Annotated in this window: 18 protein-coding genes and 1 pseudogene; 7 read left to right on the forward strand and 12 right to left on the reverse strand. The window is 57.5% G+C overall.

The genetic code is table 11. The features are described 5' to 3' along the window. The 10 genes and pseudogenes from ABJD00_RS11240 to leuC form a co-directional block, all read right to left on the reverse strand. Positions 1 to 124, reverse strand: a pseudogene (locus ABJD00_RS11240) (sulfopyruvate decarboxylase subunit alpha); the annotation flags it as partial. 75 nt (positions 125 to 199) lie between these two features. After that, a complete protein-coding gene (gene hisD / locus ABJD00_RS11245) occupies positions 200 to 1507 on the reverse strand; it encodes a histidinol dehydrogenase (protein WP_413833964.1) in 1308 nt (435 codons plus the stop codon). Positions 1508 to 1724: 217 nt separating this feature from the next. Continuing rightward, positions 1725 to 2711, reverse strand: coding sequence for a DMT family transporter (locus ABJD00_RS11250; protein WP_413833966.1), 987 nt, complete (start codon positions 2709 to 2711; stop codon positions 1725 to 1727). A 25-nt stretch (positions 2712 to 2736) separates the two neighbouring features. Next, a complete protein-coding gene (gene leuB, locus ABJD00_RS11255) occupies positions 2737 to 3840 on the reverse strand; it encodes a 3-isopropylmalate dehydrogenase (RefSeq protein WP_413833968.1) in 1104 nt (367 codons plus the stop codon). Between the two features lie 72 nt (positions 3841 to 3912). Next, on the reverse strand, positions 3913 to 4902 hold the full coding sequence (locus ABJD00_RS11260; RefSeq protein ID WP_413833971.1) for an endonuclease/exonuclease/phosphatase family protein: 990 nt from the start codon (positions 4900 to 4902) through the stop codon (positions 3913 to 3915). Positions 4903 to 4925: 23 nt separating this feature from the next. Continuing rightward, positions 4926 to 5762, reverse strand: a complete 837-nt coding sequence (locus tag ABJD00_RS11265) for a hypothetical protein (protein ID WP_413849890.1) — start codon at positions 5760 to 5762, stop codon at positions 4926 to 4928. A gap of 292 nt (positions 5763 to 6054) precedes the next feature. Next, positions 6055 to 6660, reverse strand: coding sequence for a 3-isopropylmalate dehydratase small subunit (leuD, locus tag ABJD00_RS11270; protein ID WP_413833977.1), 606 nt, complete (start codon positions 6658 to 6660; stop codon positions 6055 to 6057). Between the two features lie 219 nt (positions 6661 to 6879). Beyond that, entirely contained in the window at positions 6880 to 7713 is an 834-nt protein-coding gene (locus ABJD00_RS11275; RefSeq protein ID WP_413833979.1) for a VPLPA-CTERM sorting domain-containing protein, read from the reverse strand. Positions 7714 to 8296: 583 nt separating this feature from the next. Beyond that, complete coding sequence (locus ABJD00_RS11280; RefSeq protein WP_413833982.1) at positions 8297 to 8851, reverse strand: HdeD family acid-resistance protein; 555 nt, start codon at positions 8849 to 8851, stop codon at positions 8297 to 8299. A 51-nt stretch (positions 8852 to 8902) separates the two neighbouring features. Beyond that, a complete protein-coding gene (leuC, locus tag ABJD00_RS11285) occupies positions 8903 to 10306 on the reverse strand; it encodes a 3-isopropylmalate dehydratase large subunit (RefSeq protein ID WP_413833985.1) in 1404 nt (467 codons plus the stop codon). 282 nt (positions 10307 to 10588) lie between these two features. Here leuC and rsfS point away from each other — a divergent pair, with 282 nt between their 5' ends. Further along, complete coding sequence (rsfS, locus tag ABJD00_RS11290) at positions 10589 to 11044, forward strand: ribosome silencing factor (RefSeq protein ID WP_413833988.1); 456 nt, start codon at positions 10589 to 10591, stop codon at positions 11042 to 11044. 10 nt (positions 11045 to 11054) lie between these two features. Continuing rightward, a complete protein-coding gene (gene rlmH / locus ABJD00_RS11295; protein ID WP_413833991.1) occupies positions 11055 to 11525 on the forward strand; it encodes a 23S rRNA (pseudouridine(1915)-N(3))-methyltransferase RlmH in 471 nt (156 codons plus the stop codon). 41 nt (positions 11526 to 11566) lie between these two features. Here the strand turns inward: rlmH and ABJD00_RS11300 are convergent, their stop codons facing one another. Next, positions 11567 to 11920, reverse strand: coding sequence for a hypothetical protein (locus ABJD00_RS11300; protein ID WP_413833994.1), 354 nt, complete (start codon positions 11918 to 11920; stop codon positions 11567 to 11569). 37 nt (positions 11921 to 11957) lie between these two features. Further along, a complete protein-coding gene (locus tag ABJD00_RS11305) occupies positions 11958 to 12656 on the reverse strand; it encodes a DUF599 domain-containing protein (RefSeq protein ID WP_413833997.1) in 699 nt (232 codons plus the stop codon). A gap of 85 nt (positions 12657 to 12741) precedes the next feature. Between ABJD00_RS11305 and ABJD00_RS11310 the strand changes: the two genes are divergently transcribed. The 5 genes from ABJD00_RS11310 to ABJD00_RS11330 all read left to right on the forward strand — a co-directional run bounded on the left by ABJD00_RS11310 (position 12742) and on the right by ABJD00_RS11330 (position 18368). Continuing rightward, entirely contained in the window at positions 12742 to 14190 is a 1449-nt protein-coding gene (locus tag ABJD00_RS11310) for an FAD-linked oxidase C-terminal domain-containing protein (RefSeq protein ID WP_413834000.1), read from the forward strand. A gap of 35 nt (positions 14191 to 14225) precedes the next feature. After that, the gene (gene glcE, locus ABJD00_RS11315) at positions 14226 to 15332 is read left to right on the forward strand and encodes a glycolate oxidase subunit GlcE (protein WP_413834003.1); all 1107 of its coding nucleotides are present in this window, start codon (positions 14226 to 14228) and stop codon (positions 15330 to 15332) included. A gap of 49 nt (positions 15333 to 15381) precedes the next feature. After that, positions 15382 to 16695 (forward strand): glycolate oxidase subunit GlcF, encoded by a 1314-nt coding sequence (glcF, locus tag ABJD00_RS11320; RefSeq protein ID WP_413834006.1) that lies wholly within the window; start codon positions 15382 to 15384, stop codon positions 16693 to 16695. 78 nt (positions 16696 to 16773) lie between these two features. Beyond that, on the forward strand, positions 16774 to 17568 hold the full coding sequence (locus ABJD00_RS11325) for a trypsin-like serine peptidase (protein ID WP_413834009.1): 795 nt from the start codon (positions 16774 to 16776) through the stop codon (positions 17566 to 17568). After that, positions 17565 to 18368, forward strand: coding sequence for a trypsin-like serine peptidase (locus ABJD00_RS11330; protein ID WP_413834012.1), 804 nt, complete (start codon positions 17565 to 17567; stop codon positions 18366 to 18368). Before ABJD00_RS11325 ends, ABJD00_RS11330 begins: the two co-directional genes overlap by 4 nt. Positions 18369 to 18406 lie beyond the last annotated feature (38 nt).

Genomic DNA, 18406 nt, shown 5'->3' on the forward strand with positions numbered 1-18406 from the left:
GGAAAATCTCGTCCCGCGCGTCGATCTCGTCAATCACACCGGCCAGCTGTTTGCACGGCACCGTGGTGACAAAGGAGATACCGTTGGCGACAAGATCATCCGTGATCTTTTTGTCTATGTTCATAGCAGAGGAGGCCTTTCAGAGAGATAGGGGCCGCTCGAGGCCCTGTGTAATTAAGATCGAAACGCCGTCAGCGCGTCACCCATCCGCCGACAGATCAAAATTCTCGCCCGGGAAGTATTTGGCCAGACGGACATCAGCGGCGCGCGCATGCCCCTCCATCCCCTCCAGCCGGGAAATCCGCGCCGTCGCTTCAGCGACCGGGCGCGAGCCCTCGCGGGTGGCGCGCTGCCATGTGACGATCTTCATGTATTTGTGGACACTGAGGCCACCCGTATAGGACGCAGCGCCCGAGGTCGGCAAAACGTGGTTCGTGCCCGTGGCTTTGTCGCCATACGAAACTGTTGTCTCTTCGCCAAGGAACAAAGAGCCATAGCAAGTCAACCGGTCCAGCCACCAATCCAGATCATCGGCCTGAACGGTCAGGTGTTCGGGTGCATATTCATCGGAACAGGCAGCCATATCCTCGCGACTTTCACACACGATCACCTCAGCATAATCGCACCATGCTGCGAAGGCGTTTTCGCGGTTCAACTCTGGCAGATCGTCGATGAGATCAGGGACCAGATCCATCACTTTAACGGCGAGGTCGCGACTGTCCGTGACCAACCAGACTGGCGAGTTGTAGCCATGTTCAGCCTGACTGACCAAGTCAGTGGCGACGATATGTGCGTCTGCGTCCGTGTCAGCAAGGATCAGACTGTCCGTTGGACCAGCAATCATGTCGATGCCAACGCGGCCAAACAGAATGCGCTTGGCTTCTGCGACGAACTGGTTGCCCGGCCCGACAAGAATGTTGGCCTTCGGCAGGCCGAAGAGACCATAGGTCATCGACGCGACACCTTGCACGCCGCCCATGGCCAGAATGTTGTGCGCCCCACAAATATGAGCCGCATAGACAATGGCCGGCGCAACGCCAACACCCGGACGGGGCGGTGAACAGGCGGTAATGCTGCGGCACCCTGCGACGCTGGCAGTGGTGACCGTCATAATCGCGCTGGCGATATGGCTATAACGCCCGCCGGGCACATAGCAGCCCGCCGCATCAACCGGGATCACCTTCTGCCCGGCGACAAAACCGGGGCTGATCTCCATCTCTACATCCGTCGTCGTGCCTTTTTGCAGCTCAGCAAAACGGCGCACGTTGTCATGAGCAAAACGAATGTCAGCCTTCAGCTTTTCGGGCACAAGCGCGCATGCGGCCTCGATATCGGCCTCGGTCATGAGGATGTTGCCCTCATAGCCGTCAAAACGGGCCGCATATTCAATCGCTTTGGCATCCCCACCTGCTTCGATGTCGGCGAGAATAGTCTTTACTGTCTCATGAACTTCGGATGCGTCGGACTTTGCGGTCAGGGTCGCTTTTTTCAGGTATTCGCGTGTCATGTTTTGAGGGTCCTGGCCTTGAGCGGGTGATGGTCTAATGTCGGGTACGCGATCGTCTGAACCAGCCTTGGGCAGAGACTGCGAAGAATGTGCAAAGGTATGCTGTCACAAAGCAGCGACGCAAGCGCATGAGCCTCAATCGCAACCCATTTCGCATTTATGAAACTGGACGTTCAGACTACTTAAAACTTCGTCCTCAGACGAAGCCGGACAGGGGTTATTCCGGCAGCTTTTCTGGCTTTGATTCTTTGTCCCGGTGTCGGCCACTTTTCATCAGGTCGCTGACGCGGAAGGCCGCCGGCGTTCCAATTCGGGTGCGCGTGCGCAGAACCGGTGTATTGGTCGAATTGCCGCCGCGGCTTTCTCGGAACACAATGAACAGGCCTGAGGCGATGATGATGGCCGCGCCCACACCTGTGTAAAGATCCAGTGCTTCGTTAAAGAAGATGAACCCATAGACGGTGGCCCAGAGGATTTGGGAATACTGCATTGGGGCCACGATGGCTGCTTCGCCTGTCTGATAGGCAGTAATGATTACCCTGCCACCGGTCCAGGCGAGGACAGAGATGACCGCCAGAAAGGCAAGATCCATCAGGGGCATGGGCAGGTAGACGAAAGGCAACATTGCCCCCATGACGAGGAAGTTGGCCACCATCGGGTACAACATCACCACCACCGGGCGTTCGTCCGCACCAATCTTGCGCAACACGATGGACGCAAACGCCCCGGTAAACGCTGCGAGTAGGGCCGCTGCATGCCCAAGGCCCAGTTCGGTTCCCGCACCGGGGCGCAACACCACAAGGACTCCGATCAGACCGACCAGCACAGCCAGCCAGCGCGGCAGACGCACCTGTTCGCCAAGGATCGGAATGGACAGGACCGTAATGATCAGCGGCGTGGCAAACAGGATCGCATAGGTCTGCGTCAGAGGCAGATTGGCAAAGGCGTAAAATGCTGAAAAGCCGGTGATCACGGCCGCGATTGTACGGAGCGCAATCCACCACGGATGCACGGGCATCAGCGTGCCGGGCGCACGCTCGCTCATCAGATTGATCGTCGCCAGCGGAAAGCTGAGCAAAACGCTGAAAAACACCAGCTGGATCGGCGAATATGTGGCCCCCAGCGTTTTGATAAACACGTCATGGGTCGCGTAGACGCCGAATGCGATCAGGGACAGAATGGCACCTTTGGCATTCGGGGACATTACTGTGGACCCTTTCGCGGGTTGGCTAGAGGCTGGCGTCCAGCGCTTCGAGGATCACGTCACCCATTTCAGTTGTAGACAGCGGCGTGCCGCCCTCAGGGCCCATCAGATCAGCGGTGCGGGCACCATCTGCCAGAACCTTTTCGATGGCGCTTTCAAGCCGCGCCGCCTCGTCGCCTTGATCAAAGGAGTAGCGCAGAGCCATGGCAAAGCTGAGCATACAGGCGATTGGATTGGCCTTGCCTTGCCCGGTGATGTCAGGGGCGGAGCCATGCACGGGTTCGTACATTGCACGCGTGCGCCCGTTTTCCATCGGCGCGCCAAGGCTGGCCGAGGGAAGCATTCCGAGCGAACCGGTCAGCATCGCTGCGCAGTCAGACAGGATGTCGCCGAACAGGTTGTCAGTCACGATAACGTCGAACTGCTTGGGTGCACGCACTAGCTGCATGGCGCCGTTGTCCGCATACATGTGGGACAGTTCGACCTCGGGATACTCTTCGCCCACTTTGGTGACAACTTCGCGCCACAGGATGCCGCTTTCCATCACGTTGGCCTTTTCCATGCTGCAGAGCTTTTTGTTGCGCTTCATGGCCAGTTCAAAAGCTGAGCGGGCCGCGCGTTCGATCTCGCCTTCGGTGTAACGTTGAGTATTGATACCAACGCGTTCGTTGCCTTCTTCAAAGATGCCGCGCGGCTCTCCGAAATAGACGCCCGAGGTCAGTTCGCGCACGATCATTATGTCGAGGCCAGCGACGATGTCTTTCTTGAGGGACGAGAAATCTGCCAGCGCGTCAAAGCATTGGGCCGGACGCAAGTTGGAGAAAAGGTCCATCTCTTTGCGCAGGCGCAACAGGCCGCGCTCAGGCTTCACCGAAAAATCCAGATCGTCGTAGGCAGGTCCGCCTACAGCGCCAAGCAACACCGCGTCCACTTCAAGCGCTTTTGCCATCGTGTCGTCATGCAGAGGCGTGCCATGCGCGTCATACGCCGCGCCGCCTACCAAATCGGTTGAGACGTCAAAGGGCAGGTCCCGCTTGGCACCGAACCAGTCAATCACGCGGACAACCTGATCCATCACTTCGGGGCCGATGCCGTCACCGGGAAGGATCAAAAGGGATGGATTAGACATATGCGGAACTCCTCAGATCTTGGTTTGAGGTTCGACTACGCCCGTGAGGATGCGGCGTCAATAAGGTGGGCTTCAATAAGCCAGATCAACCCAGACAAGGCGGTGTCGGCTGGCACTGGCAACCGTTTCTGCGAAGGGGTCATCGGGGGCGGGCCAAAGCACACCGCTGTCTGTCACCCGCCAATGGGTTGAGGGCAGGACATAGTCCACCCGCAAATCGCCCGGCACCGGGTCGTCCCAGTCAACCGTATCGGTCCCAAAGTGCCCGATTGGGCCAACATCCTGAACGTCCGGCGCGCCGAGCAGAGCCTCGATCGCCGCCTTGATCCCAGAGCCGCCCACCGGGTCCAGATTGGCATCGCCCGCAATCACAAAGGGGCCGGCGGGGGCGGTGCCCACTGTCCCAGCCAGCAGTTGGAGCCACAGCATGATCTCATCATGGTTGCGCTTGCCATTGCGGTCCTCAGGACCGTCAAAGACCGGCGGGCTGGCATGAAAGGTCAGCAGATCGAAGGGGCCATTGAGGCCGATGATCGGAACAACCCAGTGGCCTGTGGTCGACAAGCGTTGGATCGCCTGCGCCTCTTCACTCGGGAACGGTGCGCCATCCACGTTCGGCAGCAAGGCTCCCGGCACATCGCGCCACAAGAGACCAGACAGATCCTGCACGTTGCCTTCATCGATAGGCAAGCGAGAGAGGATGGCCATCCCACCCTGCCCTGAAAACCGTCCATAGCCTTGGGCATCTCGCGGACCGCCAAGGCGACCGTCGCCATCCATATCAAGCCCGGTTGGCATGCCCGTATTGGGGCGCAGCGCAAAGTGGTGAGGATACCCGGCAGCCTTTGCAAAGCGGCTAAGCGCCTCGCTTGTCAGGTCGTAATCAATTCCTTGAAGCGCCAGCACATCGGCATTTGCTGTTGCAATGACGGCAAGGACAGCATCGATCTGCTCGTCCTCACCGCGCGCCAGATCACGCAGGAATAGGCCGGGACCGTCGCGTTGCAATTCAGTGTTGTAGGTGGCGATGCGCAGAGTGTCTGCGGTCGCGGCTGTGCCCACGGTCAGGCACAGCAGCCACGCAATCAGGCGACCTGAAGCTCGTTCTCTGCGGTTGCGTAGGCCCGCTTGCGCTGGTCGCGGATCATCTCGGCAATCCGCTGCAAGGCGATGCCGCGCATGATCATGCTGGCGGGAAGGAAGGCCCATGCACTCATTGTCCAGATCAGGGTTTGAGGGTTCTCAAGCGAGATCGGGTTTATCAGATCAGCGGCCGGTTTGACCACCGCCGGAATGGCGAAAGGCAGCAGGAAGCCAAAGGCGATGTTAATACGCGCATCACGGCTCAGACGGTTCAACACGTCTCCACCAGTGGTCGGATCGAACATAGGCAGGTTCACCCATACGTTGAATGCGCCTTTGCGGGAAGGCCAACCGAGAATACGCACCAGCACAAGGAATGCCCCCATCACGCTGAGCGAAGCGAGATACGCAAGACCAGCCGCAGTGCGTACGATTTCGACCACTTCATAGTCAGTACCCGCAGGCAGGGTCAGAACAACCATCCGGACCGGCGAGTACGGGAAATCGATGCTGTTGCCCACAATTGTGCCGACGGATGTCAGCGCTTTTGTGGTCAATGTTGGGTCAATCTGGCCCTTACAAATCATGCTGAGCATGAACACCGTGGCAAACAAAGCAGCAAAGCGCAGCCGGTTGAACGGCGCGGCATCACGAAATTCCACAATGCTGGGACTGCTGGAGTTATACTCAACGAATGTCAGGAAAGATGCCAAAAGCGCAATTAGAACAGTAGCTTGTGTCGCGTCCGCTGACATGCCCGGCACAATCAGCGCAGGCACGGCAATCATCAATGCCATGAGTAGACCGCGTATCGCGGCACCGTATAGTCGTGCTATCACGTCTCGTTCCCTTCAAACTGGCCAGCCGCGATACATTGCCGCGAACTTGTCCCAACTTGATCCCACCGGGTCAGGTGGGTGCCTCATTGTTGCCCCATTTGTGCCTTGATTGACCCGGTCGCTCAAGTCTTGTGGTTAGTGAAACGTAATAGCTGGGGCAATTTGAGGGAGGGGGTGGTGCCTTTGTGCATCATTTGTAAGGCGGGTTTTAGGCAAGACCCAAGATATTGTGCTTGGGCCTTGTGAGACGCATAGCAGCGTCCAATTTCTACCATAGGTGGCTAGACGATACTCAAACCCAAGGACGCGCCTGTGCCGCTTCAGCCTCAAAACTCTTGATGCTATCGGCTTTGGCCATGGTGAGGCCAATGTCATCCAGCCCTTCGAGCAGGCAGTGCTTTTTGAAGCTGTCGACTTCAAAGCTGAACACCTCGCCGTCCGATATCGTCACAGTCTGTGCGTCAAGGTCGACGGTCATGCGAGCGTTGGCACCCTTTTCGGCGTCCTTCATCAGCACATCGACAGCTTCGGCAGGCAAAGCGATGGGCAGAATGCCGTTCTTAAAGCAGTTGTTATAGAAGATGTCTGCAAAGCTGGTGGAGATCACGCAGCGGATACCAAAATCCTTGATCGCCCATGGCGCGTGTTCACGCGATGACCCGCAACCAAAGTTGTCGCCTGCGACCAAGATCTCTGCCTTGCGATAGGCGTCCTGGTTCAGAACAAAGTCAGGGTTTTCGTTGCCCTGCCGATCAAAGCGCATTTCGTCAAACAGGTTCACACCAAGGCCGGACCGTTTGATCGTTTTGAGGAACTGTTTGGGAATGATCATATCGGTGTCGATATTGACCAGCGGCATCGGTGCCGCGATCCCGGTGAGTGTGTCGAATTTGTCCATCGGCCCATCCTTGTCCCAAAAGCTAAAAGGAAACGGTGAAGGCACCGTCCCAAACGCGCGTGTCTTACTAAAAGACGTATTGGAAATTTACCATACATATAACGGTTGAAAAGCATCAGTCTGCAGCCGCTCAATGGCGCCAACAAATCGGAACCTGTCAAAAGAAATAGGCGGCGCATGTGCGCCGCCCTTAGAACTGTCAGACTTGGGGAGAGGCTACTAGGCCGCTTTTTTCCGGCGGCGCATCGCTGCAAGCCCACCCACACCAGCTAGCAGCATCCAACCCGCAGCCGGGAGCGGCACAGGAGTTGTGTGGATCGACGCGATAAAGAATTCCGGCGTATTTCTGGGGCAGTAGTTAGTTGTCAAATAACCCAATGCCAATTTATCTTTGCACTTGTTGTACCGTTCGAGCGAGGTCCGGCCTCTAGCCGGGGTAAAAAACTCTTCCTCCACCAAGGATGTAAAGTCAAGTTTCAGCAAATGATCACCTGCTTCCAGCCGTCCGAGGTCCATGGACAACGCCAATTGAGTACTTGCGTCGCCGCTCACAGTTACAGAAGGACCACTCCCTACAGTTGACGCAACGGGGTCAGCATTAGTGACAGCCACCGACCCCCCTTTTGTGTCAAAAAGCGTTACGCTTTCAGTAAAACCGACAGGGTCATTCGCGCCTATCAAGTCCAGATCTTCGAAGAAGAAATTGGCTGTGGCATCTCCTGCTTTCACGTCTTCAAAAAGCAACCACATCGTCAAAGACCCACCGAGCCCACGATCTGCGGTAAAACCGCAGTTTCCAACCCCAAAATCGCAACTGCCTAGCAGTGGGATATAGTAACCAATAACGTTGGCATCGCCGCCGTTAGAAGCCGTTTTGATCGCATTAATGCCAGCGCTATCGGATGTCCCCGGCGTTGGCATATCGCTTGTATTAACTTGCGAGTTCGCATCGTTGCCAACCAAAGCTTTTCCAAAGACCGTATCCATCGTAGCGGCGCCTGCCAGTGACGGCAGTGTCAAAGCGAACGCGGCAGCTATTGCAAAATACTTCATAATCAATCTTGCGTCTAACCAAGTTCGCCAAAAAACGAACACAATATAATATTGTCGGCATCGCAAAACACGCACCGTCACGGTTATGAGAATATACTAAAGGGGGCTCACCGTTAAGTCATTGCGACGTTTTTATGGCGGAGTTGCCCCAAAAAGGTCAGAAAATGCCTCCAGCTTGCTACCCCGGATAGAAATGTCCTGCGCGTCGCTTCCCAAAGGCGGATACGGCCATTTCAGACACCTTGCCCGATGTTCGATTCGCAATGTTCCCGGCAGTTGTCACAAAAACTATTTGCGTCAACCCATCAGTGCCGGTCTTACCAGCACTGATGGCTCAAAAACGTTCATGCTTTTGGGCGCGATAATAGTCATTGATGGGCAAACAACACTGGCAAACCCACCACTGCGTTAGCAATTTTTTATGTCAGCGCATCCGCTCTTTGGTTGTTGCGGCGGCCCGTCGGACCGCCACAACAATGTTCAAACACGTCGACGCCTTTCTGCTCTTCAATAAGCAGAAGCCCGAATTCGGGGCCGAATTGATCGATCACGATATGTGTACATTCGCGTCGACCTCGTCGATTTACTTTTCAAACCGGCCTTCGAGCTCTGCTTTGAGAGCGCCCTTGGCGGTGCGCAGGAAGACCGCCAGCGCAATCAGCCCGGCACCATTGAAAAGCAACTCAATACCCAACAGGATGCCCGGCAACTGTGGTCCGGCGTCAGCGAAATTCGCGATGATGTATCCCGCGAGCAGGATCGACACCGCGCCAGAAAGCAGCATCGGCCAGAACATTGGCGTGTCTTTCATCTGATAGCCGGTCATGATCCGCGTCACGCCGTTCAACCCGATCAGGATTGTTACGACGATCGACAATGAGATCAAGCCTTCCAAAGGTTTGAACGCAAACGAAACACCCAGAAACACCATGAGTATGCCGAGGCCGAGGCCCATAAATCGAGACGACCTATCGTCGGCTTGCCAGCCGGCATAGATTTGCGCCGCTCCCATGAGGATAAACATAAAGCCAATGATCATCGTCAATGTGGCGCCAGCGGCAATCGGGTTTGCCAGAACAAAGATACCGAATACGATCGAAAGAACGCCCAGTACCAGCCATTTTACCCAGAGTTTCATCTTAGTGCTCCAATTCTTGGATTAGTTTAGGTGTAGTAACGTCACCTGAGTCTACATCAATTCACGGACATCCGTCAGCCGTCCTGTGATTGCCGCTGCTGCAGCCATGCCGGGCGACACCAGATGCGTACGACCTTTGTATCCCTGTCGCCCTTCAAAGTTGCGGTTGGAGGTAGACACACAGCGTTCCCCCTCGCTCAGCTGATCAGGGTTCATTGCAAGGCACATGGAGCACCCAGCAAGACGCCATTCAAAGCCAGCCTCTTTAAAGATGTCCGCCAGCCCTTCTTCTTCGGCTTGCGCACGCACGAGGCCCGAACCGGGCACAATCATGGCCCGTTTGACCGCGACCTTCTTGCCCTTGAGTATCTCGGCAGCGGCGCGCAGATCTTCGATCCGCCCGTTGGTGCAGGACCCGATAAACACAGTGTCGATCTCAATATCCGTCAGCGGTGTGCCCGGTGTGAGGCCCATATAGTCGAGCGAACGTTGCGCTGCGCCGACTTTGCCACCTTCGAAGTCATCAGCGGACGGCACAGTGGCCGTGATCGGCAGCACGTCTTCTGGCGAGGTGCCCCATGTGACGACAGGTGCGATGTCTTCGCCCTTGATCGTGACGACTTCGTCCCAATGGGCGTCGTCATCTGAATAGAGCGTCTTCCACCAAGCTTCTGCCGCTTCCCATTGCGCGCCTTTCGGGGCGTGTGGGCGGCCTTTGCAGTAGGCGAACGTCTTCTCATCCGGTGCGATCAGGCCGGCGCGTGCGCCACCTTCAATCGCCATGTTGCAGACGGTCATACGCCCTTCCATGGAGAGATCGCGGATCGCCTCACCGCAATATTCGATGACATAGCCGGTGCCACCAGCTGTCCCAGTCTTGCCGATGACGGACAAAGTGATGTCCTTGGCTGTGACACCGGGGGCCAGTTTGCCAGTGATCTCGACCTTCATGTTCTTGGATTTTTTCTGGATCAGCGTCTGCGTTGCCAGCACATGTTCAACCTCGGACGTACCGATACCATGAGCCAGTGCGCCAAACGCGCCATGTGTGGCCGTGTGGCTGTCGCCGCACACCACGGTCATGCCGGGCAGGGTCCAGCCCTGTTCGGGGCCGACAATGTGCACAATACCCTGACGGACGTCAGACACAGGATAGTAGTGGATCCCGAAGTCTTTGGCATTTTTGTCGAGGGCAGCGACCTGAATGGCGCTGTCTTCGGTCATGTTTTTCGGATCGTCGCGGCCTGGCGTCGTTGGCACGTTGTGATCCGGCACAGCGATGGTCTTGTCCGGTGCGTGAACAGGGCGGTTCGCCATGCGCAGCCCTTCAAAGGCTTGCGGGCTTGTAACCTCGTGCACCAGATGCCGGTCGATATAGAGCAGGCAGGTGCCGTCTTCGGCCTCGTGGGCGACGTGGGCATCCCAGATTTTGTCGTAGAGCGTTTTGGGGGACATGGTCCTCTCCCTTTGATGTGCGGTGTTTGAATGGATAACGGGCGCGCGGCCTTATAGGTGCGCAAGCACCGTGTGCGTCGCCCCGAAAAAGCGTTCACGCAAGCGCGCGCGGTCATCCATGTCAAAGAGGCGGTTCATGCAGATGCTGTTAGCGGGATTCCCCCAACCAATCAAGCAAGCGCTGCGTTCGACTGGTTGCCACCCGATTAAGCAGACGGCGCGTCACATTGCCGTCAGATGCGGCATTCATTGAAATGTCACGTTAGCGTTGTTAGCATAGGGGTGTCCCAGCGCCGGGGATTTGGGCGGCGCGATGAAAAGGAGGACAATGTCCTGTCAATTTCTGCCGAAGCGGTACGCGCCGCTGATGGGGCTGCTGGCATGATCGCCACAGCCAAAACGCAAGCCACAAGCGAGACACTCCTTGCGGCTGTCCTTTCCTCTCTCTCTGATGACAAAGCCGAAGACGTGGTGCAGATCGATCTGCGCGGCAAGACCGAGATTGGTGATTACATGATCATCTGCTCTGGCCGTTCGTCACGTCAGGTTGCGGCGATGTCCGAAAAGCTGGTCGAGCGCCTGAAGGGCGAATTCGGAGTCGTTGCCCGAACCGAAGGCAAGGGCACTGGCGATTGGGTGCTTATCGATACGGGCGACGTGATCGTCCACATCTTCCGCCCCGAAGTGCGCGAGTTCTATCAGCTCGAGAAGATGTGGCAGCCGACCACGACCAACTGACGCCGCCCTGATGCGCGTACATATCTGTGCTGTGGGCCGCCTGCGCGGCGGGCCCGAGGCCGATCTGATCTCTGATTATACCACCCGATTTGACAGAACGGGCCGGGCCCTGGGCCTCGGTCCGCTGTCTGTCGTCGAGGTCGAAGACCGCAAAGGCGGCGGTATGGCGGCCGAGGCTGATCTGCTCCGCCGCGCGCTACCCAAAGGGGCCTTGATCTGCTGTCTCGATGAAAGGGGTCGGGTTGAAGCCTCACCCGGTTTTGCCAAACGCCTTGGCGGATGGAGGGATGCAGGACGCAGCGACGTCGCCTTCGTCATTGGTGGTGCTGACGGGATAGACCCGAGCCTACGGGCAGAGGCAAATCACCTTCTGTCCTTCGGAGCGATGGTCTGGCCGCATATGCTAGTGCGCGTGATGCTGTCCGAGCAACTCTACCGCGCCGCCTCGATCCTCGCCGGGTCGCCTTACCACCGGACTTGATATGACGACCGCCTTGCGGCGACGCCATGTGCAGTTTCACACTATTGTAGATCGACGATTGTCGTGCCGTCGTTCCAGCCTTCAGGCAGATCTCGCGCCTGAACCTGGACTTGAATGGTGCCGTTAGGGATTTTCACGCCATCTAGGCTGCGGGTGAAAGGCTGTTCATTGACATGAGGGTGGTACAGCACGCGCATGCCCAGCTCATTTCCGTCCAAATCCAACACACGCCATCCGTCGGCATAGTGATCCCAGCCGGTGTCCGGGTGTCGGATCGTGACGTCAAAGCGATAGGTTTCCGGCGCAGTACGCGTGACGGTCACATTTTCGATCACCGGTTCTTCGGCGAATGTCGGACTGGCCAGCAAGGAGAGGATAAAGACTAAGCGTTTCATACCGTGACTTTAAAACGGCAGATCCCGCTTTGTCTTGTCACGTCTGCGTGCCCAGCAGAATGTCGCGCGACTTGGATGCAAATTCTCGCCGCCAGATGACCCCAAGCGTGAACAGAGTCGCGATTACCAATGGCACCGGTCCAGCCAGCCACGCTGCACAAGTGAGACCGAAATAGACCGAGCGCAGACCCCGGTTGAACGAGCGAGCAGCGGCGACATTTACCTCTGCTGCTTGCATTGCACGAGGTTCACACAAGCTGTCGCTGACGTCATTGGGGACAGCGGCCATCACCACAGCCGCATACCCAAATAACCGGTTCGCCCATACAAACTTTAGGAAAGCGTTGGTGAGGAACAGCACCAAAACGACAAGTTTGATCTCCCACACAAAGGCAGGCGTATCCATTAGTGTCAGGTCATTGGCGACGGCCGTCACCCGGTCGGCGTTTCCGATCACCGCGAGCGTGCCACCAATCGCAATCACCGACGTGGAGGCAAAGAATGCGGTGCCCTGCCGCAGACTGGCCACAACCTGCGCGTCGAAAATGCGTGGCTGGCGCGTGATCATCTGGCGCATCCATTCGCGCCGATACCCTGCCATGATCTGCGATGTGGAAAGGTGATTGGCAGTTGAAAGCTCGATCCGCCAACCAATCCCAAGCCAGACGATCACAAGCAAAGCCAATGCTGCGCCATCAAGCGTGGAAAAAAGAGCAATGCGATCGATCCAAGTCATGCCTGCGCTCTTACACCGCAACGATAGAGATTGCATCTAGTCAAAATTGGTCATATTATTTTACCAATTCGAGAGGAAGCGCCCAATGGAAATGCCAATCCCAGATCCTGATGTCCTTGCCCGCAAGGCCCGCGTTGTGTCCCGGTTGCGCGAAGTGTTGCCAGCAGACGCGGTCATCGACGACCCGGCGGAAACCCGCGCCTATGAGTGTGACGCTCTGACCGCTTACCGCTGCCCGCCAATGGTGGCTGTTCTGCCGTCGACCACGGCAGAAGTGTCTGAGGTCTTGGCTATTTGTCATGCCGCAGGTGTGCCGGTCGTACCCCGTGGCTCTGGCACGTCACTGGCCGGTGGCGCGCTGCCCACCGCTGACTGCGTGATCCTGGGCGTGGCGCGCATGAATGACGTGTTAGAGACTGATTATGACAACCGATTTGTCCGTGTGCAGACTGGCCGCACAAATCTGAGCGTCACTGGCGCCGTCGAATCGGACGGGTTCTTCTATGCCCCCGACCCTTCTAGTCAGCTTGCTTGTGCCATCGCGGGCAATATCGCGATGAACTCGGGCGGGGCGCATTGCCTGAAATACGGTGTGACCACCAACAACCTGATGGGCGTCACTTTGGTGCAGATGGACGGCACTGTGGTCGAAATCGGTGGGGCGCATCTCGATTCCGGTGGTCTGGATCTGCTTGGGGTCATCTGCGGCTCCGAAGGACAGTTGGGCGTTGTGACCGAGGCCACCTTACGCATCCTGCACAAGCCCGAAGGTGCACGGCCTGTTTTGATGGGTTTTGACAGCGCAGAGATCGCCGGTGCCTGTGTTGCAGACATTATCAGGGCAGGCGTTCTGCCCGTGGCCATTGAGTTTATGGACAAGATGCTGATCGAGGTCTGCGAAGACTTCGCCAAGGCGGACTATCCGATGTGCGAAGCACTGTTGATCGTGGAGGTCGAAGGATCAGAGGCGGAAATCAACGACCAGTTGGCTCTGATCACCGAGATTGCCAAACGCCAAAACCCGGTCGCTCTGCGTGAAAGCGCCAGTGCTGAGGAATCCCAACGGATTTGGGCGGGTCGCAAGGCGGCATTCTCCGCCATTGGACGCGTGAGTGATTACATGTGTCTTGATGGTACAATCCCCGTCAGCGAATTGCCCTATGTCCTGCGGCGCATTGGCGAGATGTCCAAGGAATACGGCCTGCCGGTTGGAAATGTGTTTCACGCCGGCGACGGCAATATGCACCCGCTGATTTGTTATGACGCCAACAAACCCGGCGATCTGGAAATTTGCGAGGAGTTCGGTGCCGAGGTGCTTAAACTGTGTGTCGAGGTGGGCGGTTGCCTGACCGGGGAACACGGCGTTGGAATCGAGAAACGGGATTTGATGACCCATCAATACGCACCCAGCGATCTGGAAGCGCAGATGGCGATCAAGGATGTGTTTGATGCCAAATGGTTGCTCAATCCGGCCAAGGTATTTCCGCTCTCCGTGTCCGAAGCACGACGCAACACAGCAATTGCAGCCGAATAAGCCCCTCAAGGACCAAAATCAGAAAAGAGAAACTGATGAATACCGAAAGCGATGTGGCCGAGGCCGTCAAAGCAGCCAAGGGGCCATTGATCATCAAGGGTGGTGGAACGCGTTCTGTCGGGCGACCCGCAAAGGGCGATCTGCTGGATGTATCCGGACTATCAGGCGTGACGCTCTATGAACCCGGCGCGCTCACTCTTGTCGCCAAAGCGGGCACGCCAGTGACTGAAATTGAGGCAAAACTGGCGGAAGAAAACCAGCGCCTGGCCTTTGAACCCTATGATCTGACGGGACTTTTGGGCACGTCCGGCGCCACGACCATCGGCGGCATCATCGCCACGAATGCCAGTGGTCCACGCCGCGTGCAGGCCGGTGCAGCGCGCGATTTTGCCCTTGGTGTCCGCTTCGTGGACGGGGCTGGCAACATGGTCAAGAATGGTGGCCGCGTCATGAAAAACGTCACCGGCTATGATCTGGTCAAACTGATGTCCGGGTCCTGGGGCACACTTGGCGTTCTGACCGAAGTCAGCCTCAAGGTTCTACCGGCGGTCGAAGCCTCCACAACTCTTGTTATTGCTGACGTCCCCCCTGCCCAGGCGGTCGCTGCGATGAGTGCAGCGCTCGGCTCGCCTTACGAAGTGTCAGGTGCAGCATGGATCGACGGAGCAGTCTGGCTGCGCCTTGAAGGTTTTGCCAGTTCAGTCGACTACCGCGCCAACGCGCTGAGCACCCTTCTGGCCCCGCACGGTGAGATTGCGCGCAGCGACAGTTGTGACTGGACGCGGGTGCGTGACGCAGTCCCCCTGCATGGCTGCGGCCATGTGTGGCGCATCTCGGTCAAACCGAGCGACGGACCTGCGGTTATCGCCGCTTTGCCAGACGGGTCGCACAGCATCATGGATTGGGGCGGTGGCTTGATCTGGGCCGGGCGTGATGCAGCGGATGCAGCACTGCACGCTCAGATCCAGTCAACCGTGGCAAATCTTGGCGGCCATTCCACGCTGATCAAGGCGCCCAAGGCGTTGCGCGCAAGTGTACCGGTGTTCCAACCCGAGTCCGCAGGCGTTGCCTCCCTCAGCGCCGCTTTACGCGCGCGGTTCGATCCGCGCGGCATCCTCAACCCGGGGCTGATGGCGGCGTAGTGCCCACCTTTTCAGTCGACCGCGCAGACCCCTAAGAATGATGTAAGTTATGCAAACCAGTTTTACCTCCGAGCAGCTGACCAAACCAGCCATTCAGCGTTCTAACGACATCCTGCGCAATTGCGTGCATTGCGGGTTCTGTACGGCCACCTGCCCCACCTATCAGGTGTTGGGCGATGAACTCGATTCTCCGCGCGGACGCATCTACCTGATCAAGGACATGCTGGAAAACGAACGCAAACCGGATGAGAAGGTCGTCAAACATATCGACCGCTGCCTGTCTTGCCTCGCCTGCATGACGACCTGCCCGTCAGGTGTGCACTACATGCATCTGGTGGACCATGCGCGCGAATACATCGAAGACAATTACAAGCGTCCTCTGACCGACCGCGTGCTGCGCTGGGTGCTAGCGCAGATTCTGCCCTACCCCATGCGTTTTCGTGTGGCCTTGCTGGGCGCCAAGATTGGCCGCCCCTTTGCCTGGGCCATGCCTGATGCGCGCCTGCGGGCGATGCTGGAAATGGCGCCCAAACACATCCCGCCTGTCAGCCGCAATGACGATCCACAAAGCTTCGCCCCCGAAACAGCGAAGAAAATGCGTGTGGCCCTGATGACGGGCTGTGCGCAAAAGGCGCTGAACACCGACATCAATGATGCCACCATACGCCTGCTGACCCGGCTGGGGTGCGAGGTTGTGGTGGCCGAAGGGGCAGGGTGCTGTGGCGCGCTGACCCACCACATGGGCAAGACCAGCGAAAGCCACGGCACGGCAACCAAAAATATCGAAGCGTGGACCCGAGAGATGGACGGCGAGGGCCTCGACGCCATCGTGATCAACACGTCTGGATGCGGCACCACAGTCAAAGACTACGGACACATGTTCCGCAACGAGCCGTTGGCCGAAGACGCAGCCCGCGTGTCGGCAATAGCCATGGACGTCAGCGAAGTGTTGATGAAACTGGACTTGCCTAGGGGCGCCCCTCAGAACATGACCATCGCCTACCATGCCGCCTGTTCGCTGCAGCATGGCCAACAGATTAAGACTTATCCCAAGGACCTGCTGAAAAAGGCCGGATTCAAAGTTGTGGAGCCGCGCGACAGCCATTTATGCTGTGGTTCTGCGGGCACCTACAACCTGATGCAGCCCGAGATTTCAAAGCAGCTCAAAGACCGCAAGGTCGACACGTTGATGGCCAAAAACCCCGACATCATCGCTGCCGGAAACATCGGCTGCATGATGCAAATCGGGTCTGCGGCCGGGGTTCCTGTGGTCCATACGGTGGAACTCTTGGATTGGGCCAGCGGCGGACCGCGCCCTCCAGCACTTGATCGCGCTAACAGTGATGTGCCAATTTTACGCTAAATGCGATTTTTGCCCTAATTCTGCCCCTATGTTCTCCTAAACAGGGGGCGTTTAATTAGGTACGAAGTAAGGTAGTTTATGCGCCGTTGGATGGCCCTTTCGATCATGACGTTGGTTGTGACGACCACGGCGTTGGCTCAGGATTCGCATTTGCGCAGACTGTCCAACGGGGATGAAGCTAAGGCATGGGAAGCAGTTGGACGCCTGAATATCGGCGGCACAGGCTTTTGTACGGGCGCATTGATCGCCACGAACATGGTGCTGACGGCAGCACATTGTCTCTTTGACAAAGACACTGGCTCCCGGATCGATCATTCACAAGTCGAATTTCTTGCCGGATGGCGCAATGGACGTGCGTCGGCTTACCGGTCGGTGACGCAAGCCGTCGTGCATCCCGACTATGAATATACCGGCGGTATCAGTTCCGAAGGCGTAAGCAATGATCTGGCGTTACTGCAACTGGACCACCCGATCCGCAACGGCAAAATCCGACCATTCTCGACCGAGGCCAAACCCGAACGCGGGGCCAAAGTGGCTGTCGTCAGCTATGGTGCCGGGCGATCCGAAGCGCCTTCATTGCAGGAATTGTGTAGCGTGCTGGCCCTGCAACAAGGAATGCTCGTGACCTCCTGCACAGTGGATTCAGGCAGCTCAGGAGCGCCAATATTCATGGTGAAGGACGGCGAAGTGCAGATCGTGTCGATCGTCTCCGCCAAGGCCGAGGTCGAGGGACAAGCGGTATCTCTTGGCACATCACTGGGCGCGCCACTGGCTCAATTGCAGGCCGAAATGGTGGCCCAGCAGGACGGGATCACCCGTAGGCTTCAACCCGGGATGCGCAATGACACTGGCGCAAAGTTTCTGAAACCATGAAGTGGCTGGCAACCCTGATTTGCCTCGCGATGGGCAGTGTAGCGAGTGCGCAAACCACGTCTTTGCGCACGCTCGACACGGATTATTCGGCCGCCAGCTGGAAAGCTATGGGGCGCATTGATTTTGGACGCCGCGCCTTTTGCTCTGGCACGCTGATCGCTCCTGACCTTGTTCTGACAGCAGCGCACTGCCTCTACCGCCCCGGTTCAAACCGGTTGTGGCCCACCGACTCGATCCGCTTTCACGCAGGCCTACGCGATGGCGACGCAGTTGCGACACGTGCCGCAAGGGGTGCGGCGGCACATGAAAAGTTCGACCCAATTGGCCCACTGACAGCCCAAAACGTGGCCCATGATGTGGCTCTGATCCGACTGGATGAACCCATCTCGACCTTCGACGTACCCCCTTTTTACATTCACAATGATCGCATCGCGCCGGGCCCGGTTAGCGTCGTTTCTTATGGGCGTGACAGGGCCAATGCACAGTCGCAGCAAAAACAGTGCCAGATGTTGAGCCAATTGGGGGACGCCATGGTGTTTGACTGTGACGTAACCTATGGATCGTCAGGTTCGCCTGTGTTTTCACATTTGAACGGGCGGGGCCGGATCATGGCCGTCATCTCCGGCATGATGGAGATCGACGGGCAAAAGAGGTCAGTTGGCATGGTCTTGCCCGAGCGGGTCAATGAGCTGAAAGGGCAGTTGCGCATGCAAGTGGCCCCGCCCACGGCGAAAGCGCGCCGGATCACCGTTGGTGGTGGCGCGCGCAACAACACGGGCGCCAAGTTTGTCCGACCGTAAGGGTCTTGAACGGCCAAAAATCCTCACCACATAAATGT

It is taken from the genome of Tateyamaria sp., assembly GCF_039945315.1.
Classification (GTDB): Bacteria; Pseudomonadota; Alphaproteobacteria; order Rhodobacterales; family Rhodobacteraceae; genus Tateyamaria.

What these genes read in the sequence shown, in the direction of transcription:
- hisD (WP_413833964.1), bottom strand. Translation starts at nt 1,507, where the DNA reads ATGACACGCGAATACCTGAAAAAAGCGACCCTGACCGCAAAGTCCGAC.
- ABJD00_RS11250 (WP_413833966.1), bottom strand. Translation starts at nt 2,711, where the DNA reads ATGTCCCCGAATGCCAAAGGTGCCATTCTGTCCCTGATCGCATTCGGC.
- leuB (WP_413833968.1), bottom strand. Translation starts at nt 3,840, where the DNA reads ATGTCTAATCCATCCCTTTTGATCCTTCCCGGTGACGGCATCGGCCCC.
- leuD (WP_413833977.1), bottom strand. Translation starts at nt 6,660, where the DNA reads ATGGACAAATTCGACACACTCACCGGGATCGCGGCACCGATGCCGCTG.
- ABJD00_RS11275 (WP_413833979.1), bottom strand. Translation starts at nt 7,713, where the DNA reads ATGAAGTATTTTGCAATAGCTGCCGCGTTCGCTTTGACACTGCCGTCA.
- ABJD00_RS11280 (WP_413833982.1), bottom strand. Translation starts at nt 8,851, where the DNA reads ATGAAACTCTGGGTAAAATGGCTGGTACTGGGCGTTCTTTCGATCGTA.
- leuC (WP_413833985.1), bottom strand. Translation starts at nt 10,306, where the DNA reads ATGTCCCCCAAAACGCTCTACGACAAAATCTGGGATGCCCACGTCGCC.
- rlmH (WP_413833991.1), top strand. Translation starts at nt 11,055, where the DNA reads ATGCGCGTACATATCTGTGCTGTGGGCCGCCTGCGCGGCGGGCCCGAG.
- ABJD00_RS11300 (WP_413833994.1), bottom strand. Translation starts at nt 11,920, where the DNA reads ATGAAACGCTTAGTCTTTATCCTCTCCTTGCTGGCCAGTCCGACATTC.
- ABJD00_RS11305 (WP_413833997.1), bottom strand. Translation starts at nt 12,656, where the DNA reads ATGACTTGGATCGATCGCATTGCTCTTTTTTCCACGCTTGATGGCGCA.
- ABJD00_RS11310 (WP_413834000.1), top strand. Translation starts at nt 12,742, where the DNA reads ATGGAAATGCCAATCCCAGATCCTGATGTCCTTGCCCGCAAGGCCCGC.
- glcE (WP_413834003.1), top strand. Translation starts at nt 14,226, where the DNA reads ATGAATACCGAAAGCGATGTGGCCGAGGCCGTCAAAGCAGCCAAGGGG.
- glcF (WP_413834006.1), top strand. Translation starts at nt 15,382, where the DNA reads ATGCAAACCAGTTTTACCTCCGAGCAGCTGACCAAACCAGCCATTCAG.
- ABJD00_RS11325 (WP_413834009.1), top strand. Translation starts at nt 16,774, where the DNA reads ATGCGCCGTTGGATGGCCCTTTCGATCATGACGTTGGTTGTGACGACC.
- ABJD00_RS11330 (WP_413834012.1), top strand. Translation starts at nt 17,565, where the DNA reads ATGAAGTGGCTGGCAACCCTGATTTGCCTCGCGATGGGCAGTGTAGCG.